The organism is Streptococcus parasanguinis (assembly GCF_015556095.1).
In the GTDB taxonomy this organism is placed as follows: Bacteria; Bacillota; Bacilli; order Lactobacillales; family Streptococcaceae; genus Streptococcus; species Streptococcus parasanguinis_Q.
Genome location: NZ_JADNLT010000006.1, coordinates 55851 through 75654, shown reverse-complemented (window position 1 = coordinate 75654; position 19804 = coordinate 55851). Strand labels below are relative to the sequence as shown.

Below are 19804 nucleotides of genomic sequence, written 5' to 3'. Positions count from 1 at the left end.
AGAAAATCCTAAACTTTTTCATAATAATCTCCCTATAAGAGCCACCAAAACCGGTGGCTTTTTCTATGGGAGTGAGAACTACGTTCCTTACCCTTCATTTGTACAAATACTCCAATTTATACTCGATCTATGTTATAATGAAGAGAATTTTTGTCTGAGGAGGATTTATGAAAAAAACACATTCTACGCTATTCATCCCGGGCATCATTATGCTTGGGATTGTTTTACGAACACCATTTACTACGCTTCCGACGGTCTTGTCTGACATCGCAGCTGGTTTGGGGGTTGATGTGAGCTCTCTGGGACTATTGACTAGCTTGCCACTTCTCACCTTTGCCATTTTCTCACCTTTTGCGATTCAATTTGCTAAAAAGTTGGGGATTGAGCGCCTCTTTTTCCTAGTTTTGATCGCGATTACGATCGGATCTGCCATTCGGATTATCAATCTCCCCTTCCTCTATCTGGGAACCATCTTGATTGGAGCTGGCATCGCCTTTCTCAATGTGCTGCTTCCAAGCCTGATTCAGGCGAACAGACCCCGCCAACTAGGCATTCTGACCACTTTGTACATTACTTCTATGGGGATGTCCACAGCGATCGCCTCTTCTGTGGCCGTTCCGATCACCAAAGCCACTTCTTGGCAAGGTTTGGTCAACATCTTGACAGCCTTGTGTGCTCTTGCTTTGGTCATCTGGATTCCTAACCTTCGCTACAACCACCATCTAAAAAAGACGGCTACTACAGAATCTAGTAGCAAGTGGTATACCAATAAATATGTTTGGGCTATCATGATTTTTGGAGGCTTGCAGTCACTGCTTTTCTACACAAGTATGACCTGGCTTCCGACCATGGCTGTTCAAGCTGGCCTTTCAAAGGTTGAATCTGGACTACTGGCCTCCGTGTTCACCCTGATCAGTCTCCCATTCTCCTTGACGATCCCAAGTTTAACGACACGGTTATCCGATCGCAATCGACGCTTGATGCTGACGATTGTTGTCGGAGCAGGGATTCTGGGGGTAGCCATGCTCTTAATCCCGACTGGCAACTTCTTCTACTGGTTGGTATTAAATGCCCTGATTGGAAGTTCCGTTAGTTCGCTCTTCCCTTACCTCATGGTCGCTTTCTCTATGAAATCCAGCACACCTGAAAAAACAGCTCAACTTTCCGGTCTTGCCCAAACAGGAGGCTACGTCTTTGCAGCCTTTGGTCCCATCCTCTTCGGCTACAGCAAATCTCTCTTCCACTCTTGGACACCTGCCATTCTTATGCTCCTGGTCTTAACCATTATCATGGCGATTGCCCTTTATCAGGTGGAAAAAGTCGATCATATTTTATAATCATCGTCTGGCTGAAAGATTCGTCTTCCAGCCTTTTTTGTGCATACAAAAAAAGAACTAGGCACTTGTCCTAGTTCAAAGTTTTATTATCCGTTAAATGAGATATGTACGTGGTCGTTGTGGTTTGCTGTATCTCCACCACGGTCCGGCATTTGGTTCCATGTATTAGCTGGTCCGTAAATGTTATTTACTGGCATGTAGAATTGTTGTTTCCAGATAATATATGAGATACCTGCACGGTCCATGTTATCAATCGCATACTGTGCAACTTGATCTCCAAGCTCTGAATTTGTTGGAACCATCACGTCTACTGCAAGTCCTTTACCATGGTCTTCTGGATCCCCTTCACGGTAACCACCGATGTTTGTGATACCGAATTTCGCTGCAATTTCTTGACGGAAAGCTTCCGCTTGAGGTTGAAGATTTGTATCAGTTGGAATAGTATTTCCGCTTGTTGGAGTTGATGCTACTGGTTGCACTTCAGGTGCTGCAGCAGTTTCTACTGCTGGTTGTGCTGCTGGAGCTTCAGGAGCAGAAGCTGGTGTTTCAGCAGGAGCTTCCGCTGGAGCAGATTGAGGAGCAGCTGGCGCTACTTCTTGATTTTGTACTTCAACATTGACAGCTGGAGCACCGTAGTTTGGTGTTTCTGGAACAGCTGGTTGTGCTGGTGTTTCTGCTGCTGGTACTTCAACTACAGGAGCTTCCGCTGGGGCTTCTTGAGTTTCCGCTGCTGGAGCTACTGGAACAGCTTTGTTATCTTCGTTTACTGGTTTAGACAAATCGTTGACAGCGACTGTTTGGTCATCAACTGTCACTTGGTTTGTTGTCAAGTCAGCACTTGCAACGGTTGCATCTGTCGCACCTGCTTGAGGAGTTTGGATTTCAACTGAAGTTACTTCTTTTTGATCATTTACTGTTGTTTTCAATACAGTACCTGGGTAGATCAAATCCATGTTGCTGATGTTGTTTAAGTTTGCCAACACATGAACATCGATTCCAAGCGCTTCTGCGATCGAACTCAATGTATCACCATATTTGATGGTATAAGTTTGTTGGTTTTCACCGCTTTGTTGGATATCATGTTTGATTTCATCTACTGAGCGAGCTACCCAATCTTCAAGTGTTTCTGCAGTGGCTTTTGTAAATGGAATCACTGCAAGAGCTACTGTTGAAGCGATCAAGGCTTTCGTATTAACTTTTAATTTCATCTTTTATCCTCTTTTTTCTTTGTTTTTTTGCTCAAGATTTTCTTGGACAAATTAACTACCATACTATCTTATCACAATTTAAAAATAATAAAAGGCCTTTTTGGCTATTTAACAAAACTGTATTTTTCTTGTAACATTTCGTCTTTCTTGTCACATTGTTACAAACTAGTAACATAAAATTAGGGTCCTGGAAGAAGAGTTCGAGGGCGCAAAAAAAGCCTCATCAAGGAGCGGTTCCTCGATGAGGTTCTTGTATTTTTTAAGTAATTGAACATAGCTTTTTACGGCTTTGTATCTTATAACTGAACACGCCCTAAATGCTGTGTGATAAACGCAAACTGTAATAGTACTAACTTCAAAGACACAGTAGCTGATTGGATTTTTCTCTCGCTTTAAGAGCTCGGAAAAATCCTAATCAGCCTTGTGGGGGCAGGACAACGAAGCATTCTATACAACAGTGCTTCTGTCCTGCTCCCTATTTTCACTTTGCTTTTTACGGGCTTTGTATCTTGATGTATCTTATTTTACCTTCATGATTCTGACGAGGTTGGCGCGTTCGGCTTCTTCGAGTTTCATTTCGATATAATAGATAGTCTCTTTGAGGTCTGGGATGGTCGCATACTCGAGTCCGTTCACTCGACGGCGGGTTTTCTCGATTTCATCTGCCATGAGTTGGCAGCTTTTTTCGATTTCCGCTAACTTGAGCAAATCAGGGAGTAGATCCCCCATTTCTTGGATCGTGCTATCCATTTGACTGTTGGAGGCGAGGTAGCTATAAACCACGTCCCCTTCATCATCTCCGTATGGATTATCGATACGGGCATGGAGCTTGGGCACGCGCACACTCATGACATTTTCTTCCTCGATGTGTAGCATCACTTCTCGAGTGGGAACGGCAAAGATTTCTTCTACCATGAGGTCACTCTCCAAGGACTTGGCCATCACGAAATCTTGCATATTGCCCACCAGCGCTGCCTCCACCTTTTGGCGCAGACGATTATTCTCTCGCACAGCTTCAATAAAGCGACGCATGAGTTCATCCCGCTTATCCTTGAGCAACTTGTGCCCCCGGGTTGCTGTCTTGAGGCGCTCTTTGAGAATATTGAGCTCCATCCGAGTTGGTTTTACATTTAATCGTGCCATAGGCTAATCCTCTTTGTTTGGCAGATACTTGTCAATCATCTCATCCTTGATCCGTTTAAGCTCTGTTCGTGGAAGGATGGATAAGAGTTCCCAACCGAGATCCAAACTTTCCTCAATCGTCCGATTGGTAGTGAAACCTTGGTTGATGTATTCTTGCTCAAAGCGGTCTGTAAATTTAACATAGAGCTTGTCGGTATCTGACAAGGCAGATTCCCCAAGCACTACAGCCAGTTCTTTGGCTTGTTTTCCTTGGGCGTAGGCCGCAAAGAGCTGGTTCATGGTCGCCGCATGGTCTTCCCGAGTCTTGCCTTCACCAGAACCCTTGTCCTTCAAACGAGAAAGGGATGGAAGAACATTGATCGGTGGGCGGTAACCACTATTGTAGAGATCGCGGGACAGAATAATCTGACCTTCGGTGATGTAGCCTGTCAAGTCAGGGATGGGGTGGGTGATGTCATCTTCTGGCATAGAGAGGATCGGAATTTGGGTCACAGATCCTTTCTTTCCAACCAAGCGTCCTGCACGTTCGTAGAGGGTTGAGAGGTTGGTATAGAGATAACCTGGATAACCCCGACGACCTGGAACTTCCCGGCGGGCAGCGGATACTTCCCGAAGGGCTTCACAGTAGTTGGTCATATCGGTCATAATAACCAAGACGTGCATGTCTTTTTCATAGGCCAAATATTCGGCAGCTGTCAAGGCGATCCGAGGAGTGGCAATCCGCTCGATAGCGGGGTCATTAGCTAAGTTGATAAAGAGGACCGAGCGGTCAATCGCACCGGTTTCCCGAAGGTCGTTCATAAAGAACTCGGCTTCTTCAAAGGTAATCCCCATAGCCGCAAAGACCACGGCGAAGTTTTCTTCCGAATTAAGAACCGTCGCTTGACGAGCAATCTGAGCCGCCAACTCCTTGTGAGGAAGACCAGAACCTGAGAATACTGGGAGTTTTTGGCCCCGAACCAAGGTATTCAAATGGTCAATGGCTGAGATCCCTGTCTGGATAAATTCATCTGGATAGTCCCGCGAAACAGGGTTGATGGCTTGTCCATCAATGTCCAAGTACTTCTCTGGGATAATCTCTGGACCGCCATCGATGGGTTTCCCCATCCCGTTAAAGATGCGTCCGACCATGTCTTCAGACACAGGAAGTTCTAGGGGACGTCCGGTAAAGCGGACTTTGGCTTTTTCCAAATTGATCCCGCTAGATCCTTCAAAGAGCTGGACCATGGCCTTATCTTCTTGGACTTCGAGGACTTGTCCCTGACGGGTCGTTCCATCATGAAGCTTGATTTCTACTAGTTCATTGTAGTGAACCCCTTCGACCTGATCGACAATCATCAAGGGGCCAACAACTTCGCTGACAGTACGGTATTCTTTAATCACGCTCATTGTCTACTCCTCCTTTTGCGACGATTTGGTGTAGGGTTTCTACGATTTCTTCTTTCAGGGCTTGAATGGTTGCCAACTGATCCTCATGGATGAACTTGCTCCGGGCAATGCGGTCTCGAAGAGTTACGGTTCCTTCCATGATTTCTGTGAAGTAAGCCCCCAATTCTAGTGCTTTTTGACTTTCTTGGTCAAAGGTCAAAATGTTGGTCAACAAGGCCACCTGCTTGCTGAAAGAGGTATAGGTGTCCACCTCATCAAAGGCATTTTGTTGCAGGTAGTCTTCACGGATCATCTTGGCCGCATTCATGGTCAAGCGGTCTTTTTCAGACAAGGAATCTAGACCAACCAGGCGGACGATTTCTTGTAATTCACTTTCCTTTTGAAGCAAGTTCATGGCACGGGTCACTTTTTCAGACCAGCTGATTTGCTCATGTAGATCGATATAGCGACCGACTTCATCTTGGTAAAGGGAATAAGAACTCAACCAGTTGATGGCTGGGAAATGGCGGCGTTGGGCCAATTGAGCATCTAAGCCCCAGAAGACCTTAACAATTCGCAAGGTATTTTGCGTTACCGGCTCTGAAATATCTCCACCTGGAGGGGAAACGGCACCGATAGCGGTAATCGAACCTTCGCGCGCAGTAGTTCCAAGTGTCTTGACTCGACCAGCCCGCTCGTAGTATTCGGCGATCCGGCTACCAAGATAGGCTGGGTAACCTTCATCTCCGGGCATTTCTTCTAGACGACCAGACATTTCACGGAGAGCTTCAGCCCAGCGCGACGTCGAATCGGCCATGATGGCAACGGAATAGCCCATATCACGGAAGTATTCCGCAATGGTGATCCCTGTGTAGATAGAAGCTTCCCGCGCAGCTACTGGCATGTTCGAAGTATTGGCGATCAGAACAGTCCGTTGCATGATGGATTGGCCAGTTGTTGGATCGATCAATTCTGGAAATTCATTCAGAACGTCCGTCATTTCATTTCCACGTTCCCCACAACCAACGTAGATCACGATGTCTACATTGGCAAACTTGGCCACCTGGTGTTGTACGACGGTTTTTCCAGCTCCGAAAGGACCAGGAACAGCTGCAGCTCCCCCTTTCGTAACAGGGAAGAAGGTATCAATAACCCGTTGACCGGTGACCAAAGGCTCTACCGGAATCAGTTTTTGTGCAAAGGGACGGCCTCGACGAACTGGCCATTTTTGCATCAAAGTACCAGTAAAGAGGCTACCATCTGCCTGCTCGATCTCATAAACTGGCTCTTCTACTGTGTAAGAACCTGCTGCGATCTTGGTCACACGTCCACTCACACCAAAGGGTACCATGATGCGGTGTTCCACCATATTGGTCTCTTGAACAGTACCGACGATGTCTCCTGCAACCACCTCTGTCCCTTCAGTCACGCTTGGTTCGAAGGCCCATTTGGTGTCCCGATCTAGATTTGGAACTTGCACCCCACGAACCAAAAAGTCACTGGCAGTCACTTCTTGGAAGCGTTCCAAGGGGCGTTGGATCCCGTCAAACATCTGAGAGATCAAGCCTGGTCCCAATTCAACAGAAAGGGGGGCTCCGGTTGTGACCACTGGTTCTCCTGGACCGACTCCAGACGTTTCTTCATATACTTGGATAGAGGCTTCGTCACGCCGCATCTCAATAATTTCGCCAATCAAACCAAGATCGCCGACCCGGCAAATATCTTGAATATTGGCCTCCTGCATCCCTGATGCAACCACCAAGGGACCGGAAACTTTGATAATTTTTCCTTGAGTCATGTATTCCTCCTGGGAATCCTTTGTTTCTTTGTTTTACTTTTGTGCTATCTCTCTTAGAGCTTGCTTTTGTTGGCCATTGGCATCGAAATTGCTTGGATCCAACCAGGCTTCTAGCCGCTGCTTGATAGCTGGCCATTCTTGGTCAATGATAGACAACCAGTCTGTATCACGGGTCCGACCTTTATAAACAACAGCCTGACGGAAACAGCCTTCATAGGTGAACCCTAAGCGCTCAGCTGCTTTGCGAGATGCTTGGTTTAAGGCATCGCATTTCCACTCATAGCGGCGGTAGCCTAAATCTTCAAACACGTAGCGCGCTAATAGATACTGGGCTTCCGTAGCCATGCGTGTCTTTTGGAGCGCTGGTGAGTAGGTCACTGCTCCGACTTCGATCACCCGGTTGGCTTGATCGATCCGCATGAGAGAGAATGTCCCCAAAGCCTTGCCTGAATCTTTGTCTACAATCGCATAGTAAAAGCGACCTTGGGCTGTCATGAGATCATCTAATAAGCGGTCCCACTCCTCTTCATTGCGGGCAGGACCTTTAAATAGAAAGGTCCACATCGCTGCTGGAGAGGCCGGCCCGTAAACCTGATAAAGATCTGCTCCATGTTTTTCTTTTGACAGGCGCTCGATCACGGTATAGCGACCTTCGATCCGCTCAATAGCTGGCAAGCGCCCCGGTGTAAACTCCGGCAGTGCATCGCCAATCGCTTGACCAAATTCATTTGTTCTCATAAAATATCCTGTCCTACTGCTTTTTCGACATTATCACGAATCCGCTGTTGGCCCAGTCCTGTAGTCCCTCTATGGGTCGGGATAAGAATCAAGGCTGGTGTCAGCTGCTGGTCGTAAAAAGCCACTGTTTCTGGAATGGCCTGAGCAATATCCTCTGTCAGGTAGATAATCCCGAAGTTTTCCCGACTGAGTTTTCGCAAGGTATTGATCGCTTCTTGCGGCTCTGTGATCGGATAGGTTTGAAAGCCAATCAGGCGAAAAGGAAGGATGGCGTCCCGATTGCCCACAACTGCGATCTTATAGGTCTGTTTGTCCATAAATCGGTCTCATCCTTTCTTTGATTTCTGCTAGCGGAAAACCATTGTCCAAACCAGAGAGGACCAAACGAAGATTGGTCACCTCTAACTCTTTTCCGTAAAGATAACGAACAAGAGGGAGTGGTCCATCGACTTCAAAACGGCCAGCGTCTAGAAGACTGAATTTCACCAAACTTTCTAAATACTCCAACTCTACGGTCTTGAGTTGACCGGTGCGCATCTTTTCTTCATAATTCTCTAAGGCGAGATCGTACTCCAGCGGATTGACTTGATAAAACCAGGTCAACCACTGACCCGATTCTAGCAGGTCGATCACCTGATGGGCACTGAGACTTCCTTCATCCGAGAGCAATTGGTGCATAAAACTATGCGGTTTTTGCTGATCCAAGGCCCGCTTGACCGTAATCGCATTGTAAAAGTCAATGGTCACGTCTACCAACTGCTTCAAAATCGGATGATCTAGACTGTCTCCTAAGTATCTCAGGTGTTTAAAATAAGCTAAGTCCATCCCGATTTCGAGGACCCGCAAGTCCTGATAGTCTTGGAATTCTTGCCAAGTTGCAGCCACTTCTTCCGCCATAAAGGTCGGACAATGCTCCGCAGAAAAGGTCGCCACCAAATGCTCGAGCACATCAAGAGAATAAGGACCGATGGGGATCAATAAATGCCCCAACTTGCGCTCTGTCGCCTTGTTTTTCAGATATCCCTTGAGATTGTGATAAGTGTATTTCAAGGTAAACAGGCTAACTAAATCCGACTGAGGGGTTACCTCAAAAGCCCATTGGTATTCCGCCAACAAGGCTGTCATCAGACGCTCTTCAAGGGCTGCTAAATCCTTGATCTCGTGGCTGTCTAAAGCATAAGGTGTCCCTTGTAGCAAGCCTTCTCGGCTCTCACTGGAGGGACTTGCAAGCAACTGCTCGAACTGACTGGGACTGACAAAACTGGCCTCACGTACGCTGATTCCTGTATTAACTTGAGAATAGGTCCGTTCGCTCATTGCAACCTCCTAGTTCTCTTCATCGGTGAAAATGCTGGCTGCCATCTGGTAGCTTTCTTGCTCCCAAATGGAATCCACCAAATCACGGTAGAGATAGTTGTCATCAATCTTCCCAACCGACAAGACAAAGCCTGCCTGAGCTGGAATCGTCGCATCCGCAACTGTCACATTCTGATGAGTTTGCTTTAATTTCTCGAGAGCTGCTAGATCAAATTTGCTAGCACTCACCGCCCCAAAGGTCAGAGTCACAACTTGCCCTTGATAGCGGTCTAAAATCGCATCTACAAACTGCAATTCCTTTTCAAGGGGCCAAGCCGCCATTGCTTCATAAGCATCTGCAAAGAGATCCTTTAAGACTCGTTGCTTGGTGACAAGGGTTGATTGGCGTTTTTTATTTTCGATTTGTTGGGTTTCACGTTGCAATTGACGTTGAATCCGCTTGAGCTGCTCGGAACGTTGATTGAGTTTATCTTGGATCAAACGCTCTTCTTGCGCCGTCTCTTCTTTTAGGATGGTTTCCTTGGCCTCTTCTAAGAGTTTACGCCCTTTTTCGTGGGCTTGGGCCAAGATCGAATCCTTTAATTGGGTTTGTTCATCCATTCGTTATTTCTCCTATTGCATGCGTCTTTTGTTTTTCGTCTCGCGAGACGAATTCATCAAAGCTAGTTCTTAGCCGACGCGTAGGGTCAATAGGAAGGACACAACGAAGGCCAAGATGGCATAAGTTTCAACCATGGCCGCAAGGATAACCCCTTTCATCATGTCTTCAGGGCGTTTAGCCAAGATTTGCATCCCTGCTGTCGCAACATTTCCTTGGTGTTTTGCTGAGAAATAACCAACGATCGCTACTGGAAGAGCTGTAAAGAAGTATGCAACCCCTGTTTCAAGTGGCATATCTGGCTTAATTTGCAACCAGATCAAGATCCCAATAACGAAACCGTACAAACCTTGTGTACCTGGCAACAATTGCAGAATCAGGGCTTGGGCAAATTTTTCAGGTTGTTCTTTCAAGAGTGCTGCTGCTGCTTGACCCGTTTTACCAACCCCAAGGGCAGATCCCATCCCACTAAGTGCGACGGCGATCGCTACACCAAATGCTGCAAAGAAGGCGCCCCCATGGGCTGAAAAATATGATGCTAAAGATTCCATGAATATACTCCTATTTATTAAAGATAATACTTATTTTTTTGTTTTAATATAGCGTTCAGAAGGTTTGAGAGGACGAAATGGCTTGCCTCCTCCTTCGTAGAACTTGCCGAAGAACTCCACAAAGATCAAACGGGCTCCATGCACATATCCTGACAAGAAGGACAGGAACATATTAATAGCATGAAGGACGATAAAGAGCACAAGGCCTACCGTAAACCGTCCAAGCGGTGGGAAGAGATTGACAATGAGGTTGAAGGCTGAACCGATACTCGCTCCAGACAAGCCCAAGGCCATCAAACGGGTGAAGCTGACCAAGTCTCCGACGTACCCACTGACATTGTAGAGGTTAAAGAGACCGGACGCTAAACCGGACAGCTTCTTGGCACTGACAACGGAGACAACCAAGACCCCAATGGCATTCAGAATAGCCAGCCATTTACCAATCGGAACTAGAAGGCTCATTCCTGGTAAGATATTGCCTACTGCTAGAAGCATTAAGCCAAGCAGGATCAAGACCCAAGCAAAGCCAGCATTGTAGGCTTCCGTGTAGTCTTTGAGGCGAACATTTTTCATTCCTCCTAGGAACAAGCCCACTAAGACCGTGACAAAACCAAAGACTACTGAGAGGATCAGGATGGTCATAGCGTTGCTGGTCGTACTGATCAGGGCAAAAGGCATCTCAAATCCAAAGAAAGAGCCATAAACCACACCCCAAAGGGCAACTGAAATCCCGAGGAGACTGAAGAATCGAAGATTCTTTGCCGTACCAGGGTTGAGTTTGAAAGCTTTGAGGGCAAAGCCTGTCGCTACCGTTAGCAAGAGTCCATAACCGATATCTGCGACCATCATGCCAAAGAAAACAAAGTAGAAGAGAGACACGATTGGTGTCGGATCTTTCTCGTAATACTTAGGCAGGGCGTACATCTCTGTGACTAATTCAAAAGGTTCTACCAAGGCATTATTTCGCAACTGGATCGGAACGTCATCCCAATCTTTTTCCGTCACATCGCGCGTCTCTAGTAAGACCCGAGAACCAAAGCCTTCTTGTAAGAAGTCTCGTAACGAGGCCACTTGCGATGTTTCAATCCAACCCTCTAGGGCTACCAAGCTTTGCGTGCTGGCAAGAAGCGACTTGGCTTCCTCACGAGCTCCCAAACTCAGCAAGTAATCCATCTGGTACTTGAGCTGGTCCAGCTCCTTCTGGGAGTTTTGCAACTCTGCTAGGGTTGCTGCAACTACAGCTTCTTGCTCTTTGATTTCCCCTTCTAGGCGATCCAAGTAAGCAGCTGGGACTTGCTCTTCTTCATAGTCCAATTCTTTGAACCCATGTTCTTCCAGAAGCTCCTGAACAGCTACACGGTCTCCTGAACGATACAAGATGACATAACCGTGTTCAGTCTCAGATGTAAAGACTTCTTCTAACTCCAGCTCAGGGTGAGCTTTTAAGGAAGAACGAACAGCGTCTGTATCGCTATTCGGGATGGTCCCAATCAGACCGTGCACATAGTGAAACTTGGCTAGAGTGGTTGGTGTGACCTCTAACGGTCGCCATTTTTCTAAGCGCTCTATCTCTCCCTTTGCATCCGCAATCTTCTGCCGGGCCTTGTCTAACACGCGCAATTGGCGTTTCAACTTGGTCAATAGAAGATCCTCATCTCGAATCATCCCGTAGGCCTGCAGATCATCAAAAGACAAACTTAAAGGTTCTTCCTTCAGAGCTTGCAGGGCCTTCTTCTCAGGCATATAGGGCTCCAGAGTCTGAATCATTTTTTCAACTTGTTCTTGACGTTTTTGCAGCTCTACCAAAACTTGACGATTGTCCTCTGTCAAGGGTTGAGACAAGGTATTTGCCTCAAAAGCTGCCTGCCACTCTTCCTGTTCACTTAGGTCATAAATCTGGATTTTCGCCTCAGACTGCAGCGCTAGTAGGAGACTGTCCAAGTCATCTTTGGGCAAGATGAGAGACAGTTTTTGCATCTGACTAACGGCCATAGCTTGCTACCACCTTTTCTACAATGGCTTCAACTAACCCAGCTCGTTTATCGGTCATCGCTTGCTGTACTTTGGCATCATTACGCGCAACCGTTTCTGCCAGATCTTTCGTTAAACGGACAAGTTTTTCCTGGGCGTTATTTTCTGCCTCTGCGACCAATTGCTCCGTTTCCTCATCGTAATGCTGCGCCACTGTTGCAAGGCGATCGCGCGAATCCGTCCGAATTTGCTCGACCTGATCTTCATAGCTGGCGATCACTCCTTGAGCAGCTTGTTCGATCTCTTGCATCATTTCAAGTGTTGCATTCGACATCGTCACACCTCCTTATTCAACCATTGTTCTTCCAACAACAGTACAATTATCTTAAATTATACCACAATTCATATCGTTTGTTCAGGCTAAATCTAGAATGTTCAGAAAATTATGGATACGCACTAAGGCCGTCTTTTCAACATTGGTAACGTTCTCTTTATTTGTATATCCTGTTCCTAGTTTCAGTATTTCTTGATTTCTTTTACTTGAATAAAGCGGTTAGCCATGTTATAATGTGTAATATATTATAGGAGAATCCTGTTATTTCATTTTGCGAGGAAGGAGGATTGCTGTGAAACAAGATCAAGATTTACGCTCGATTATTGCCAGTCATGAATCAGAGCTGACAGATATGGAACGTGACATTGCCCAATACTTTTTATCGTCAGAAGCGCGACAGCATTCCCTGTCTTCTTCTCGTGTCACTGAGTTGCTTCATGTTTCAAAAGCAGCTTTGACGCGTTTCTCTCAAAAATGTGGTTTCACCGGCTATCGGGAGTTTGTTTATCATTTTAATGAAGAAACCAAGAATCAAAAACAAGTGCAAGATCATGACGAACTTACTCTCAGTGTTTTGCAACGCTACCACCATATCAGTAACGTCACTGAAAACCTAGTAAACGATTCACAATTGGATCGGGTGGCTGAACTGATCGACCAAGCGGACCGGGTCTACTTCTTTGGGATCGGTAGTTCTGGTTTAGTAGCTCGAGAAATGAAATTGCGCTTGATGCGACTGGGCGTCGTTTGTGAGGCTCTGACAGATCAAGATGGCTTTGCTTGGACGACGAGCATTCTCGATTCCTCTTGTCTGGTCATCGGTTTCTCACTATCAGGAAGTACGAGCTCTATTACAGACAGTCTTCTAAAAGCCAAGGAAAAAGGGGCCAAGACGATTCTTATAACTTCTAACCCTGCGGCTATCCACCAAGGATATACAGAGGTATTGCCTGCTGCACCCCTTCCTAGTAGCACCTACATCGATCGAATCTCTGCCATTTTCCCTCTCCTCATCGTAGTGGATTTAGTCTATGCCCATTTCCTCAATAAAAACCGAGAACAAAAAGAAGTCGTCTTTAATAGCTACTGGGAAAACAAAAAACTCTCTAGTCAACGTTCTCGAAAATCTTAATATGGTCTCCCTATTTAAAAAACCATGAAGGTTGGGGCTTCTCTCATCCTTCATGGTTTTTATGATGAAGCAAAAACAAGTCGCCTGTGCGACTTGTTTTATGTTGCATGTTTTTGTCTAAAGTGATAGTAGGCCCCCAACATACCCGCAGCATTTTGATGGTGAGCAAATTCCAAACGGATTTTATCTGCTAGGCTAGGTACAAGTTCGGCGCACAGAGCTTGATAGATTTTTGGTTTGAGGATGGCTTCCTGGGCCATAATCCCCCCTCCAAGAACGATGACCTCTGGATTGACCACGTAGGCGATATTGGCTAATCCTTTTCCAAGGTAGGCCACCATCCGATCAATCCCTGCCATACAGATCTTATCTCCTTCTGTCGCCTGCTTGAAAATACGGCGACCATTCCACTGGTCTGAAGGATCGCCATGGCACGCCGCCACATACTCGACCAAGGCAGTTGTAGAAGCTAAATCTTGAAAGGCGCCATCTGGCAAATGAAGATAGCCAACTTCACAAGCTGAATTGCTAAAGCCATGAAAGACTTGACCATCCAACAGGAGGCAACCGCCAATTCCTGTTCCAATTGTCAGGCAAACAGCATTGTTCGATCCTATAGCATGCCCTGTGGTAACCTCTGCAAGACCAGCACAATTGACATCATTTTCAATCTCACAAGGGAGCTGAAAGGCCTCCTCAATTTCCTTTTTGAATTGAGTGCCAGCATAGTTGGGAATTTGTGGTCCAGCATAAAAGATTTCTCCCTTATCAGGATCCACCATCCCAGCTGAGGAAATCGCAACTCCTGCCAAGGCATGCTTCTTTAAATAACGGGCTACGATTTCTTTCGTTGTCTTAAGAATGTGAGGTCCTCCTTTTTGGGCCTCTGTTGGCATTTCATGGGTCTCTATGAGTTGCCCTTCTGCATCGGCTAGACCATATTTGATACTCGTTCCGCCGATATCAATTACAACATATGGATTCATCTAGACCTCCTTTGATCAAAGGAATCTGTCTTTTGTGTCCTTAATGAGTTGAGCAGCACGTTGGATCACTTCTTGATCCGCTTCTACTACTGCCGTCAAAGGGGAACGAACAGATCCTAATTCCAACCCTTCGTTGATCCGCAATACTTCCTTGATGACTCCATACATGTTTCCATGAGCAGACGTCAAGACTCCGATAATGTCATTGATGGCAAACTGCAAGTCACGCGCAGTCTCCAAGTCTTTCTCAGCAATCAGCTGATTGAGTTTCAAGAAGAGCTCTGGCATAGCACCATAGGTACCTCCAATACCAGCTCCTGCTCCCATCAGACGGCCACCTAAGAATTGCTCATCTGGACCATTAAAGACGATGTGGTCTTCACCACCTAAAGAAGCAAAGGTTTGAATATCCTGCACAGGCATCGAAGAGTTTTTCACCCCAATGACCCGTGGGTTTTTCAACATTTCTTTATAAAGACTCGGTGTCAAAGCCACCCCTGCCAATTGCGGGATATTGTAGATAACAAAGTTTGTGTTTGGCGCTGCTGCGCTGATTTCATTCCAATAGTGGGCTACACTATACTCTGGCAAGCGGAAGTAAATCGGCGGAATGGCCGCAATGGCATCTACTCCTAGGTCTTCTGCATGTCGTGCCAATTCCACGCTATCCTTGGTATTGTTGCAGGCTACGTGAGCGATGATGGTCAATTTTCCTTTAGCCACTGCCATGACTTCTTCCAAGACTAGCTTGCGATCGGCCACGCTCTGGTAAATACATTCGCCGGAGGATCCGTTGACATACAAGCCCTGCACACCTTTCGCGATAAAATATTCTACCAGCGCTCGCACCCGCTCCGGGCTAATTTCTCCTTGGTCATCATAGCAAGCGTAAAAAGCAGGGATGACTCCTTCATATTTTTTTAAATCTGACATTTTTTCTCCTTTTGTCGTATCAGTAATGTTATTAACCCATGATCTCTGATAATTTAACTTTTCGGTCCTCATTAATCGAACGAGTACAAGCATCAGCAGATGCAATTGCTTCTAGCGCCGCTTCTCCGGTTAATAGTTTTTCAAATTCTTTTGATACAGGAGCACCATTCATTATGTCATGAAGGTATTTCATTTCTTTATCAATAACAGATGAAAGCCACAATGGAGTTCGTTTCCCTGGTTTACCATAGGCAATGGCACCATCCATCTCCGTGCTATGATAAATTCTTGTACGGTCATCATCTTCTTCCTGAGATTCATGAATTAAGAAATATGATTCTTTTCCATCTACTTTCAGAGTACCTTTACAATTAAATAGGTCTAATTTTATAGCACCCTTCGTCCCCTGAATCAGAACATAGTGTTCTCCCCAACGATAGGCTGAGCCCCATTCAAGCAAAGCAAATCGCTTACCAGGGAATTCCATATTGACAAAAATCATATCATCTTCATCGCCAAAGTTTTCTCCTTGGTGAGCAACATTTCCGCCTGTCATCGTAACTGTTTCAGGAATCCCTCCCATTAAAAATTGAACGCAATCCAACTCATGAATATGGTGGTAAAGATGTCCTCCTGACTTTTCACGAATTTTTTTCCATGAAATGGATGGTTGTTGTTCTTCCCAGCCATTTCTAGCTGTATGACAGTACAAAACATCTCCAACAACTCCTTGGTTGATCAATTCTTTAGCATGATGAACACCATTAAAGAAATTCATAATATGACCAGCCATGAAAATCACACCATTTTCTTTACATGCTTCTACCATCTCTTTACAATCTTCATATGATAGGGCAATCGGTTTTTCACAAAAAACATTTTTTCCATTCTGAGCAGCTTTAATAACGGGTTCTTTATGCAGATTATTAGGAGAAGCAACAATCACACAGTCCACATCATCACTTTGAACCAATTCATCGAGTGATGAAGCCACTCGGGCACCTAATTCTTCTGCTACAGCTTCTGCATTTTCTGGATCATACACAACTGTAATTACTGCTCCGTCATTTTCTTTCATATATCTTGCCAATTCAGCACCAAAGTATCCTGTGCCAACAACACCATAATTTACAACCATTGTTTTTCTCCTGTTTCTATTTTTACTATTTTACGGATCCTTCAGAAAGACCACTTGCGATTTTGTTTTGGATAATTGAGAAGAAGATGATTGAAGGCAATACCACAATTACAGATGCCGCCATCATATCTCCCCAATCCAGTATTTCCGAACCGTTTAATGAACGCAAAGCTACTGCAACCGTCATCTTGCTTGTATCGTTGATCAAGATCAGTGCGTAAAGGAATTCATTCCATGCATTGATAAAGGTATAGATCGCTGTAGCAACAATACCTGGTGCAACAATTGGCAACACCACTTTATAGAAGGTAACAAATTTATTCGCGCCATCTATTTTTGCTGCTTCCTCGATTCCAATTGGAACGGTTTGGAAGAATCCTACTAACAACCACACTGCATAAGGGACACTAAATGAAAGATAAACAATCATTAAACCAATTAAACTATTGGTTAATCCAACTTTTGCAATAGCAATAGAATAAGGAATTGCCAACAAGATCGGAGGGAAGATATAGGTAATGACTAGCAACCGAGACATGATCGCCCCTAATTTTGGAAAGAAGCGAACAATACCGTAAGCAGCCATTGCAGAAATAATAATAGCGATGACAGTTGTCGTTAATGCGATTAATAAGCTATTTTTTATATTATTTATAAAATGTAGGTCATTAATAACATGCGTAAAATAATCGAGAGTAAACTGTTTAGGCCAAAATCTTGTTGGAAACTGGGTTAATTCACCTTTTCCTTTTACAGAAGATAGAAGGATCCAAATTAAAGGAAAAATTGCGATAATAGTTGAAATAACTAAAACAACATGTGACCCAATATCAAGGAGTACATTTGTTCTTCTCTTCATCATTTTCTACCCTCCTTCTCCCATTTACTAATTACTCCAAAGTAAATGAAACATACTGCCAATAAGAAAATAAATAGCAAGACTGTTACCGCTGAGGCACGCCCAAGAAGTTTTGTTCCCCAACCGAGATTATATGCAAATATTGGCAATGTTGTTGTTGCGTTTGAAGGGCCACCACCAGTAATCAGATAAATAATATCAAAGTTATTAAAGATCCATACTGTTCTCAGTACAACAAGTAATCCGACTACTACTTTAATGTGAGGTAAAATAACAAATCTAAAAACTTGCCAACTGGAAGCTCCATCAATCCTAGCGGCTTCAAACTGTTCCTCCGGAACCGTTTGTAAGGCAGATAGAACATTGACCATGATCATAGGGGCACCAAACCAAATATTAATAAATACTAAACAGATAAAGGCCCAGGTACTTTCTGTCAAAAATCCAGGAACATGATTCATCAGTCCCAATTTCACAATCAAGTTAGGTAGATAACCATATACCCCGTTTAAAATCCATTGCCAAGAAAAGGCAATAACAATTGTTGGGAAGGCCCAAGGAACAATCAACAATGTTCTATATAACTTCTTAAAACGTCTAACTCTGTGCAATGCAAGTGCTAACACAAAACCAACAAGCACTTGTCCCAAAAGAGAAAAGACTGTCCATTTAAGGGAGTTGAAGAAGGCATTGTAGAAATTAGGATCCGATAAAACTGCTTTATAATTTGCTAATCCTACAAATTTATACCGCGGCATGATCAAATGTTTGTTTGTAAAGCTAAAATAAATGCTGGAGAAAAATGGGTAAACAAATAATAGTCCAACAATGATAATAGCAGGTAACACAAACACCCATCGAGTCAAATTTCTATTTTTGACCATATGCTTTTTCCTCTCTAAAAACAGAGGCTACATTATTGTAGCCTCTGCTATTATTATTTAACATCAACTGCTACAGTTTCGAATAAATCGTTCAATTGTTTTTCTGCATCCTTAGCAGCCTCCATTGGGTCTTTACCATTTGTAATAATATCTTGGAACATTTGTTCAATGATATGTTGGTTTGTTAACATTCCAGCTTGAACACTTGGACCATTTTCATATCCAATAGCTGTACCTTTTTCCGCTGCTTTTGTAATAACTTCTTCTGCATGTTGGAATTTCTTGCGGATGTCATTATCTTTATAGGCTGGATCATCACTAATTCCTTTGATGGCAGGCAACATTCCAACAGGAGTTGAATCTAAGAAGCTAATATAATCTTTCTTTTCATACAAAGATTCTAAGAATGCTTTCGCTACTTCTGGATGTTTGGAATTCTTCCAAACTACCAATGGAATATTAGAAGTTTCAATACCATAATCTTTATCTGATTCTTTTATTTTTGGAATAGGGTAGGCGTCAATCGCATCAATCAATTGAGGACTATTTGCTTGAATACCACCTACATGGAAGCCTGAGTTAAAGTCAAATGCTGTCTTTCCTTGATAGAACAAAGTAGCTTGCTGCAAGACATTAAAGTTCAATGAGTCTTTCGGAGAAAATTCTTTGTACATCTTCACCCAATATTTAATTCCATCTTGAGCCAGTTTGCTTGTCAAGTTAGCTTTCAAATCTTTAGTCAACAGGCTACCACCGCCACTTCGTACATAGAAATTCAAGAAGCGTGTCCCCATCATATCATTTGTCCCGAAAGGAACAGACAATCCATAAACTCCATTTTCTTTTAATTTTTTAGAAGCTTCATACAACTGATCCCATGTTTTTGGAACTTCAATATTATATTGTTTCAATAAATCAGTGCGAACCCACATAACTTGAGCATGTGAGTACAAAGGCACGGAATAAAAATTGCCATCAACCTTCGCTTCATCTAATGCTGTTTTATTAAATTTGTCTTCTCCAATTGTCTTAATAGTATCATTCAATGGAACCAAAGCATCTGAATTCACCATTTCCATAACTTGGTTTGGCAAAGCTGTACTAATATCTGGAACATTGCCATTTGCTAATCCAGTCGTCCATTTTGTATAGAAGTCATTCCATGAAAATGTCTCAATCTTGATTTTAACCTTTGGATGCTTCTTCATGAACTCATCAGCTGATTTTTGAATACTTTCTAACCGAGGTCCCTGAGTAAATGAATGCCACATTACAATTTCACCAGATAATTCTCCAGATTTATTACTTCCTTCTGCATCATTTTTTGAAGATGAACATGCAGTGACAAACAAGGCGAATAACGCGAGAACCAAAGCGAAAAGAATTTTCTTACTATTTTTCATTGTTTTCCTCTTTCTGTTTTAAATACAAAATATGTAATCAGCGCTTTGAAGACTTAACTTCTCCGAAAAAACTAACTATATTGCCTATCTCCTCCATTTTCTATTT

Annotated in this window: 19 protein-coding genes; 2 read left to right on the top strand and 17 right to left on the bottom strand. The window is 44.1% G+C overall.

Annotation, left to right across the window (positions count from 1 at the left end; all coding sequences use genetic code 11):
* The first annotated feature begins 167 nt into the window (after positions 1-167).
* Positions 168-1337 (top strand): CynX/NimT family MFS transporter, encoded by a 1170-nt coding sequence (locus I2E70_RS07425; RefSeq protein WP_195424264.1) that lies wholly within the window; start codon positions 168-170, stop codon positions 1335-1337.
* 86 nt (positions 1338-1423) lie between these two features.
* Here I2E70_RS07425 and I2E70_RS07420 read toward each other — a convergent pair whose 3' ends face one another.
* From I2E70_RS07420 to I2E70_RS07370, 11 genes are all read right to left on the bottom strand, one after another.
* Positions 1424-2545 (bottom strand): LysM peptidoglycan-binding domain-containing protein, encoded by a 1122-nt coding sequence (locus I2E70_RS07420; protein ID WP_195424262.1) that lies wholly within the window; start codon positions 2543-2545, stop codon positions 1424-1426.
* A gap of 519 nt (positions 2546-3064) precedes the next feature.
* On the bottom strand, positions 3065-3688 hold the full coding sequence (locus tag I2E70_RS07415; protein ID WP_003002380.1) for a V-type ATP synthase subunit D: 624 nt from the start codon (positions 3686-3688) through the stop codon (positions 3065-3067).
* Positions 3689-3691: 3 nt separating this feature from the next.
* Complete coding sequence (locus I2E70_RS07410) at positions 3692-5077, bottom strand: V-type ATP synthase subunit B (RefSeq protein ID WP_003002370.1); 1386 nt, start codon at positions 5075-5077, stop codon at positions 3692-3694.
* Positions 5064-6854, bottom strand: a complete 1791-nt coding sequence (locus tag I2E70_RS07405) for a V-type ATP synthase subunit A (protein WP_195424260.1) — start codon at positions 6852-6854, stop codon at positions 5064-5066. The genes I2E70_RS07410 and I2E70_RS07405 overlap by 14 nt, the downstream gene beginning before the upstream one ends.
* Positions 6855-6887: 33 nt before the next feature.
* Positions 6888-7592, bottom strand: coding sequence for a GNAT family N-acetyltransferase (locus I2E70_RS07400; protein WP_195424259.1), 705 nt, complete (start codon positions 7590-7592; stop codon positions 6888-6890).
* Positions 7589-7909, bottom strand: a complete 321-nt coding sequence (locus I2E70_RS07395) for a V-type ATP synthase subunit F (protein ID WP_155169861.1) — start codon at positions 7907-7909, stop codon at positions 7589-7591. The genes I2E70_RS07400 and I2E70_RS07395 overlap by 4 nt, the downstream gene beginning before the upstream one ends.
* Positions 7890-8909: a V-type ATPase subunit gene (locus I2E70_RS07390; protein WP_195424257.1), complete on the bottom strand. Its 1020-nt coding sequence runs from the start codon at positions 8907-8909 to the stop codon at positions 7890-7892. Before I2E70_RS07390 ends, I2E70_RS07395 begins: the two co-directional genes overlap by 20 nt.
* A gap of 9 nt (positions 8910-8918) precedes the next feature.
* Positions 8919-9509 (bottom strand): hypothetical protein, encoded by a 591-nt coding sequence (locus tag I2E70_RS07385; RefSeq protein ID WP_195424255.1) that lies wholly within the window; start codon positions 9507-9509, stop codon positions 8919-8921.
* A 69-nt stretch (positions 9510-9578) separates the two neighbouring features.
* Positions 9579-10058, bottom strand: a complete 480-nt coding sequence (locus tag I2E70_RS07380; RefSeq protein ID WP_003009435.1) for a V-type ATP synthase subunit K — start codon at positions 10056-10058, stop codon at positions 9579-9581.
* A 30-nt stretch (positions 10059-10088) separates the two neighbouring features.
* The gene (locus tag I2E70_RS07375) at positions 10089-12050 is read right to left on the bottom strand and encodes a V-type ATP synthase subunit I (RefSeq protein WP_195424253.1); all 1962 of its coding nucleotides are present in this window, start codon (positions 12048-12050) and stop codon (positions 10089-10091) included.
* Positions 12040-12363, bottom strand: a complete 324-nt coding sequence (locus I2E70_RS07370; RefSeq protein ID WP_154859268.1) for a hypothetical protein — start codon at positions 12361-12363, stop codon at positions 12040-12042. Before I2E70_RS07370 ends, I2E70_RS07375 begins: the two co-directional genes overlap by 11 nt.
* 292 nt (positions 12364-12655) lie before the next feature.
* On the opposite strand from I2E70_RS07370, the gene I2E70_RS07365 reads away from it, so the two are divergent.
* Positions 12656-13495, top strand: a complete 840-nt coding sequence (locus I2E70_RS07365; RefSeq protein WP_023920093.1) for a MurR/RpiR family transcriptional regulator — start codon at positions 12656-12658, stop codon at positions 13493-13495.
* A gap of 98 nt (positions 13496-13593) precedes the next feature.
* Here I2E70_RS07365 and I2E70_RS07360 read toward each other — a convergent pair whose 3' ends face one another.
* From I2E70_RS07360 to I2E70_RS07335, 6 genes are read right to left on the bottom strand one after another with little or no spacing between them, the layout of a single operon-like run.
* Positions 13594-14481: an ROK family protein gene (locus I2E70_RS07360; protein WP_023920091.1), complete on the bottom strand. Its 888-nt coding sequence runs from the start codon at positions 14479-14481 to the stop codon at positions 13594-13596.
* A gap of 15 nt (positions 14482-14496) precedes the next feature.
* Positions 14497-15414 carry a dihydrodipicolinate synthase family protein gene (locus I2E70_RS07355; RefSeq protein WP_023920089.1) on the bottom strand — a complete coding sequence of 306 codons (918 nt, stop codon included), beginning with the start codon at positions 15412-15414 and terminating at the stop codon, positions 14497-14499.
* A gap of 31 nt (positions 15415-15445) precedes the next feature.
* Positions 15446-16552 (bottom strand): Gfo/Idh/MocA family protein, encoded by a 1107-nt coding sequence (locus I2E70_RS07350; protein WP_023920087.1) that lies wholly within the window; start codon positions 16550-16552, stop codon positions 15446-15448.
* Between the two features lie 25 nt (positions 16553-16577).
* Complete coding sequence (locus I2E70_RS07345) at positions 16578-17411, bottom strand: carbohydrate ABC transporter permease (RefSeq protein WP_037599884.1); 834 nt, start codon at positions 17409-17411, stop codon at positions 16578-16580.
* The gene (locus I2E70_RS07340; protein WP_006595263.1) at positions 17411-18295 is read right to left on the bottom strand and encodes a carbohydrate ABC transporter permease; all 885 of its coding nucleotides are present in this window, start codon (positions 18293-18295) and stop codon (positions 17411-17413) included. The genes I2E70_RS07345 and I2E70_RS07340 overlap by 1 nt, the downstream gene beginning before the upstream one ends.
* Positions 18296-18348: 53 nt before the next feature.
* Positions 18349-19698, bottom strand: coding sequence for an ABC transporter substrate-binding protein (locus tag I2E70_RS07335; RefSeq protein WP_154859259.1), 1350 nt, complete (start codon positions 19696-19698; stop codon positions 18349-18351).
* Positions 19699-19804: the final 106 nt, after the last annotated feature.

Bases quoted from the DNA above. Each gene is read 5' to 3' on its own strand.
- I2E70_RS07425 (WP_195424264.1), top strand. From the start codon at position 168: ATGAAAAAAACACATTCTACGCTATTCATCCCGGGCATCATTATGCTT.
- I2E70_RS07420 (WP_195424262.1), bottom strand. From the start codon at position 2,545: ATGAAATTAAAAGTTAATACGAAAGCCTTGATCGCTTCAACAGTAGCT.
- I2E70_RS07415 (WP_003002380.1), bottom strand. From the start codon at position 3,688: ATGGCACGATTAAATGTAAAACCAACTCGGATGGAGCTCAATATTCTC.
- I2E70_RS07410 (WP_003002370.1), bottom strand. From the start codon at position 5,077: ATGAGCGTGATTAAAGAATACCGTACTGTCAGCGAAGTTGTTGGCCCC.
- I2E70_RS07405 (WP_195424260.1), bottom strand. From the start codon at position 6,854: ATGACTCAAGGAAAAATTATCAAAGTTTCCGGTCCCTTGGTGGTTGCA.
- I2E70_RS07400 (WP_195424259.1), bottom strand. From the start codon at position 7,592: ATGAGAACAAATGAATTTGGTCAAGCGATTGGCGATGCACTGCCGGAG.
- I2E70_RS07395 (WP_155169861.1), bottom strand. From the start codon at position 7,909: ATGGACAAACAGACCTATAAGATCGCAGTTGTGGGCAATCGGGACGCC.
- I2E70_RS07390 (WP_195424257.1), bottom strand. From the start codon at position 8,909: ATGAGCGAACGGACCTATTCTCAAGTTAATACAGGAATCAGCGTACGT.
- I2E70_RS07385 (WP_195424255.1), bottom strand. From the start codon at position 9,509: ATGGATGAACAAACCCAATTAAAGGATTCGATCTTGGCCCAAGCCCAC.
- I2E70_RS07380 (WP_003009435.1), bottom strand. From the start codon at position 10,058: ATGGAATCTTTAGCATCATATTTTTCAGCCCATGGGGGCGCCTTCTTT.
- I2E70_RS07375 (WP_195424253.1), bottom strand. From the start codon at position 12,050: ATGGCCGTTAGTCAGATGCAAAAACTGTCTCTCATCTTGCCCAAAGAT.
- I2E70_RS07370 (WP_154859268.1), bottom strand. From the start codon at position 12,363: ATGTCGAATGCAACACTTGAAATGATGCAAGAGATCGAACAAGCTGCT.
- I2E70_RS07360 (WP_023920091.1), bottom strand. From the start codon at position 14,481: ATGAATCCATATGTTGTAATTGATATCGGCGGAACGAGTATCAAATAT.
- I2E70_RS07355 (WP_023920089.1), bottom strand. From the start codon at position 15,414: ATGTCAGATTTAAAAAAATATGAAGGAGTCATCCCTGCTTTTTACGCT.
- I2E70_RS07350 (WP_023920087.1), bottom strand. From the start codon at position 16,552: ATGGTTGTAAATTATGGTGTTGTTGGCACAGGATACTTTGGTGCTGAA.
- I2E70_RS07345 (WP_037599884.1), bottom strand. From the start codon at position 17,411: ATGAAGAGAAGAACAAATGTACTCCTTGATATTGGGTCACATGTTGTT.
- I2E70_RS07340 (WP_006595263.1), bottom strand. From the start codon at position 18,295: ATGGTCAAAAATAGAAATTTGACTCGATGGGTGTTTGTGTTACCTGCT.
- I2E70_RS07335 (WP_154859259.1), bottom strand. From the start codon at position 19,698: ATGAAAAATAGTAAGAAAATTCTTTTCGCTTTGGTTCTCGCGTTATTC.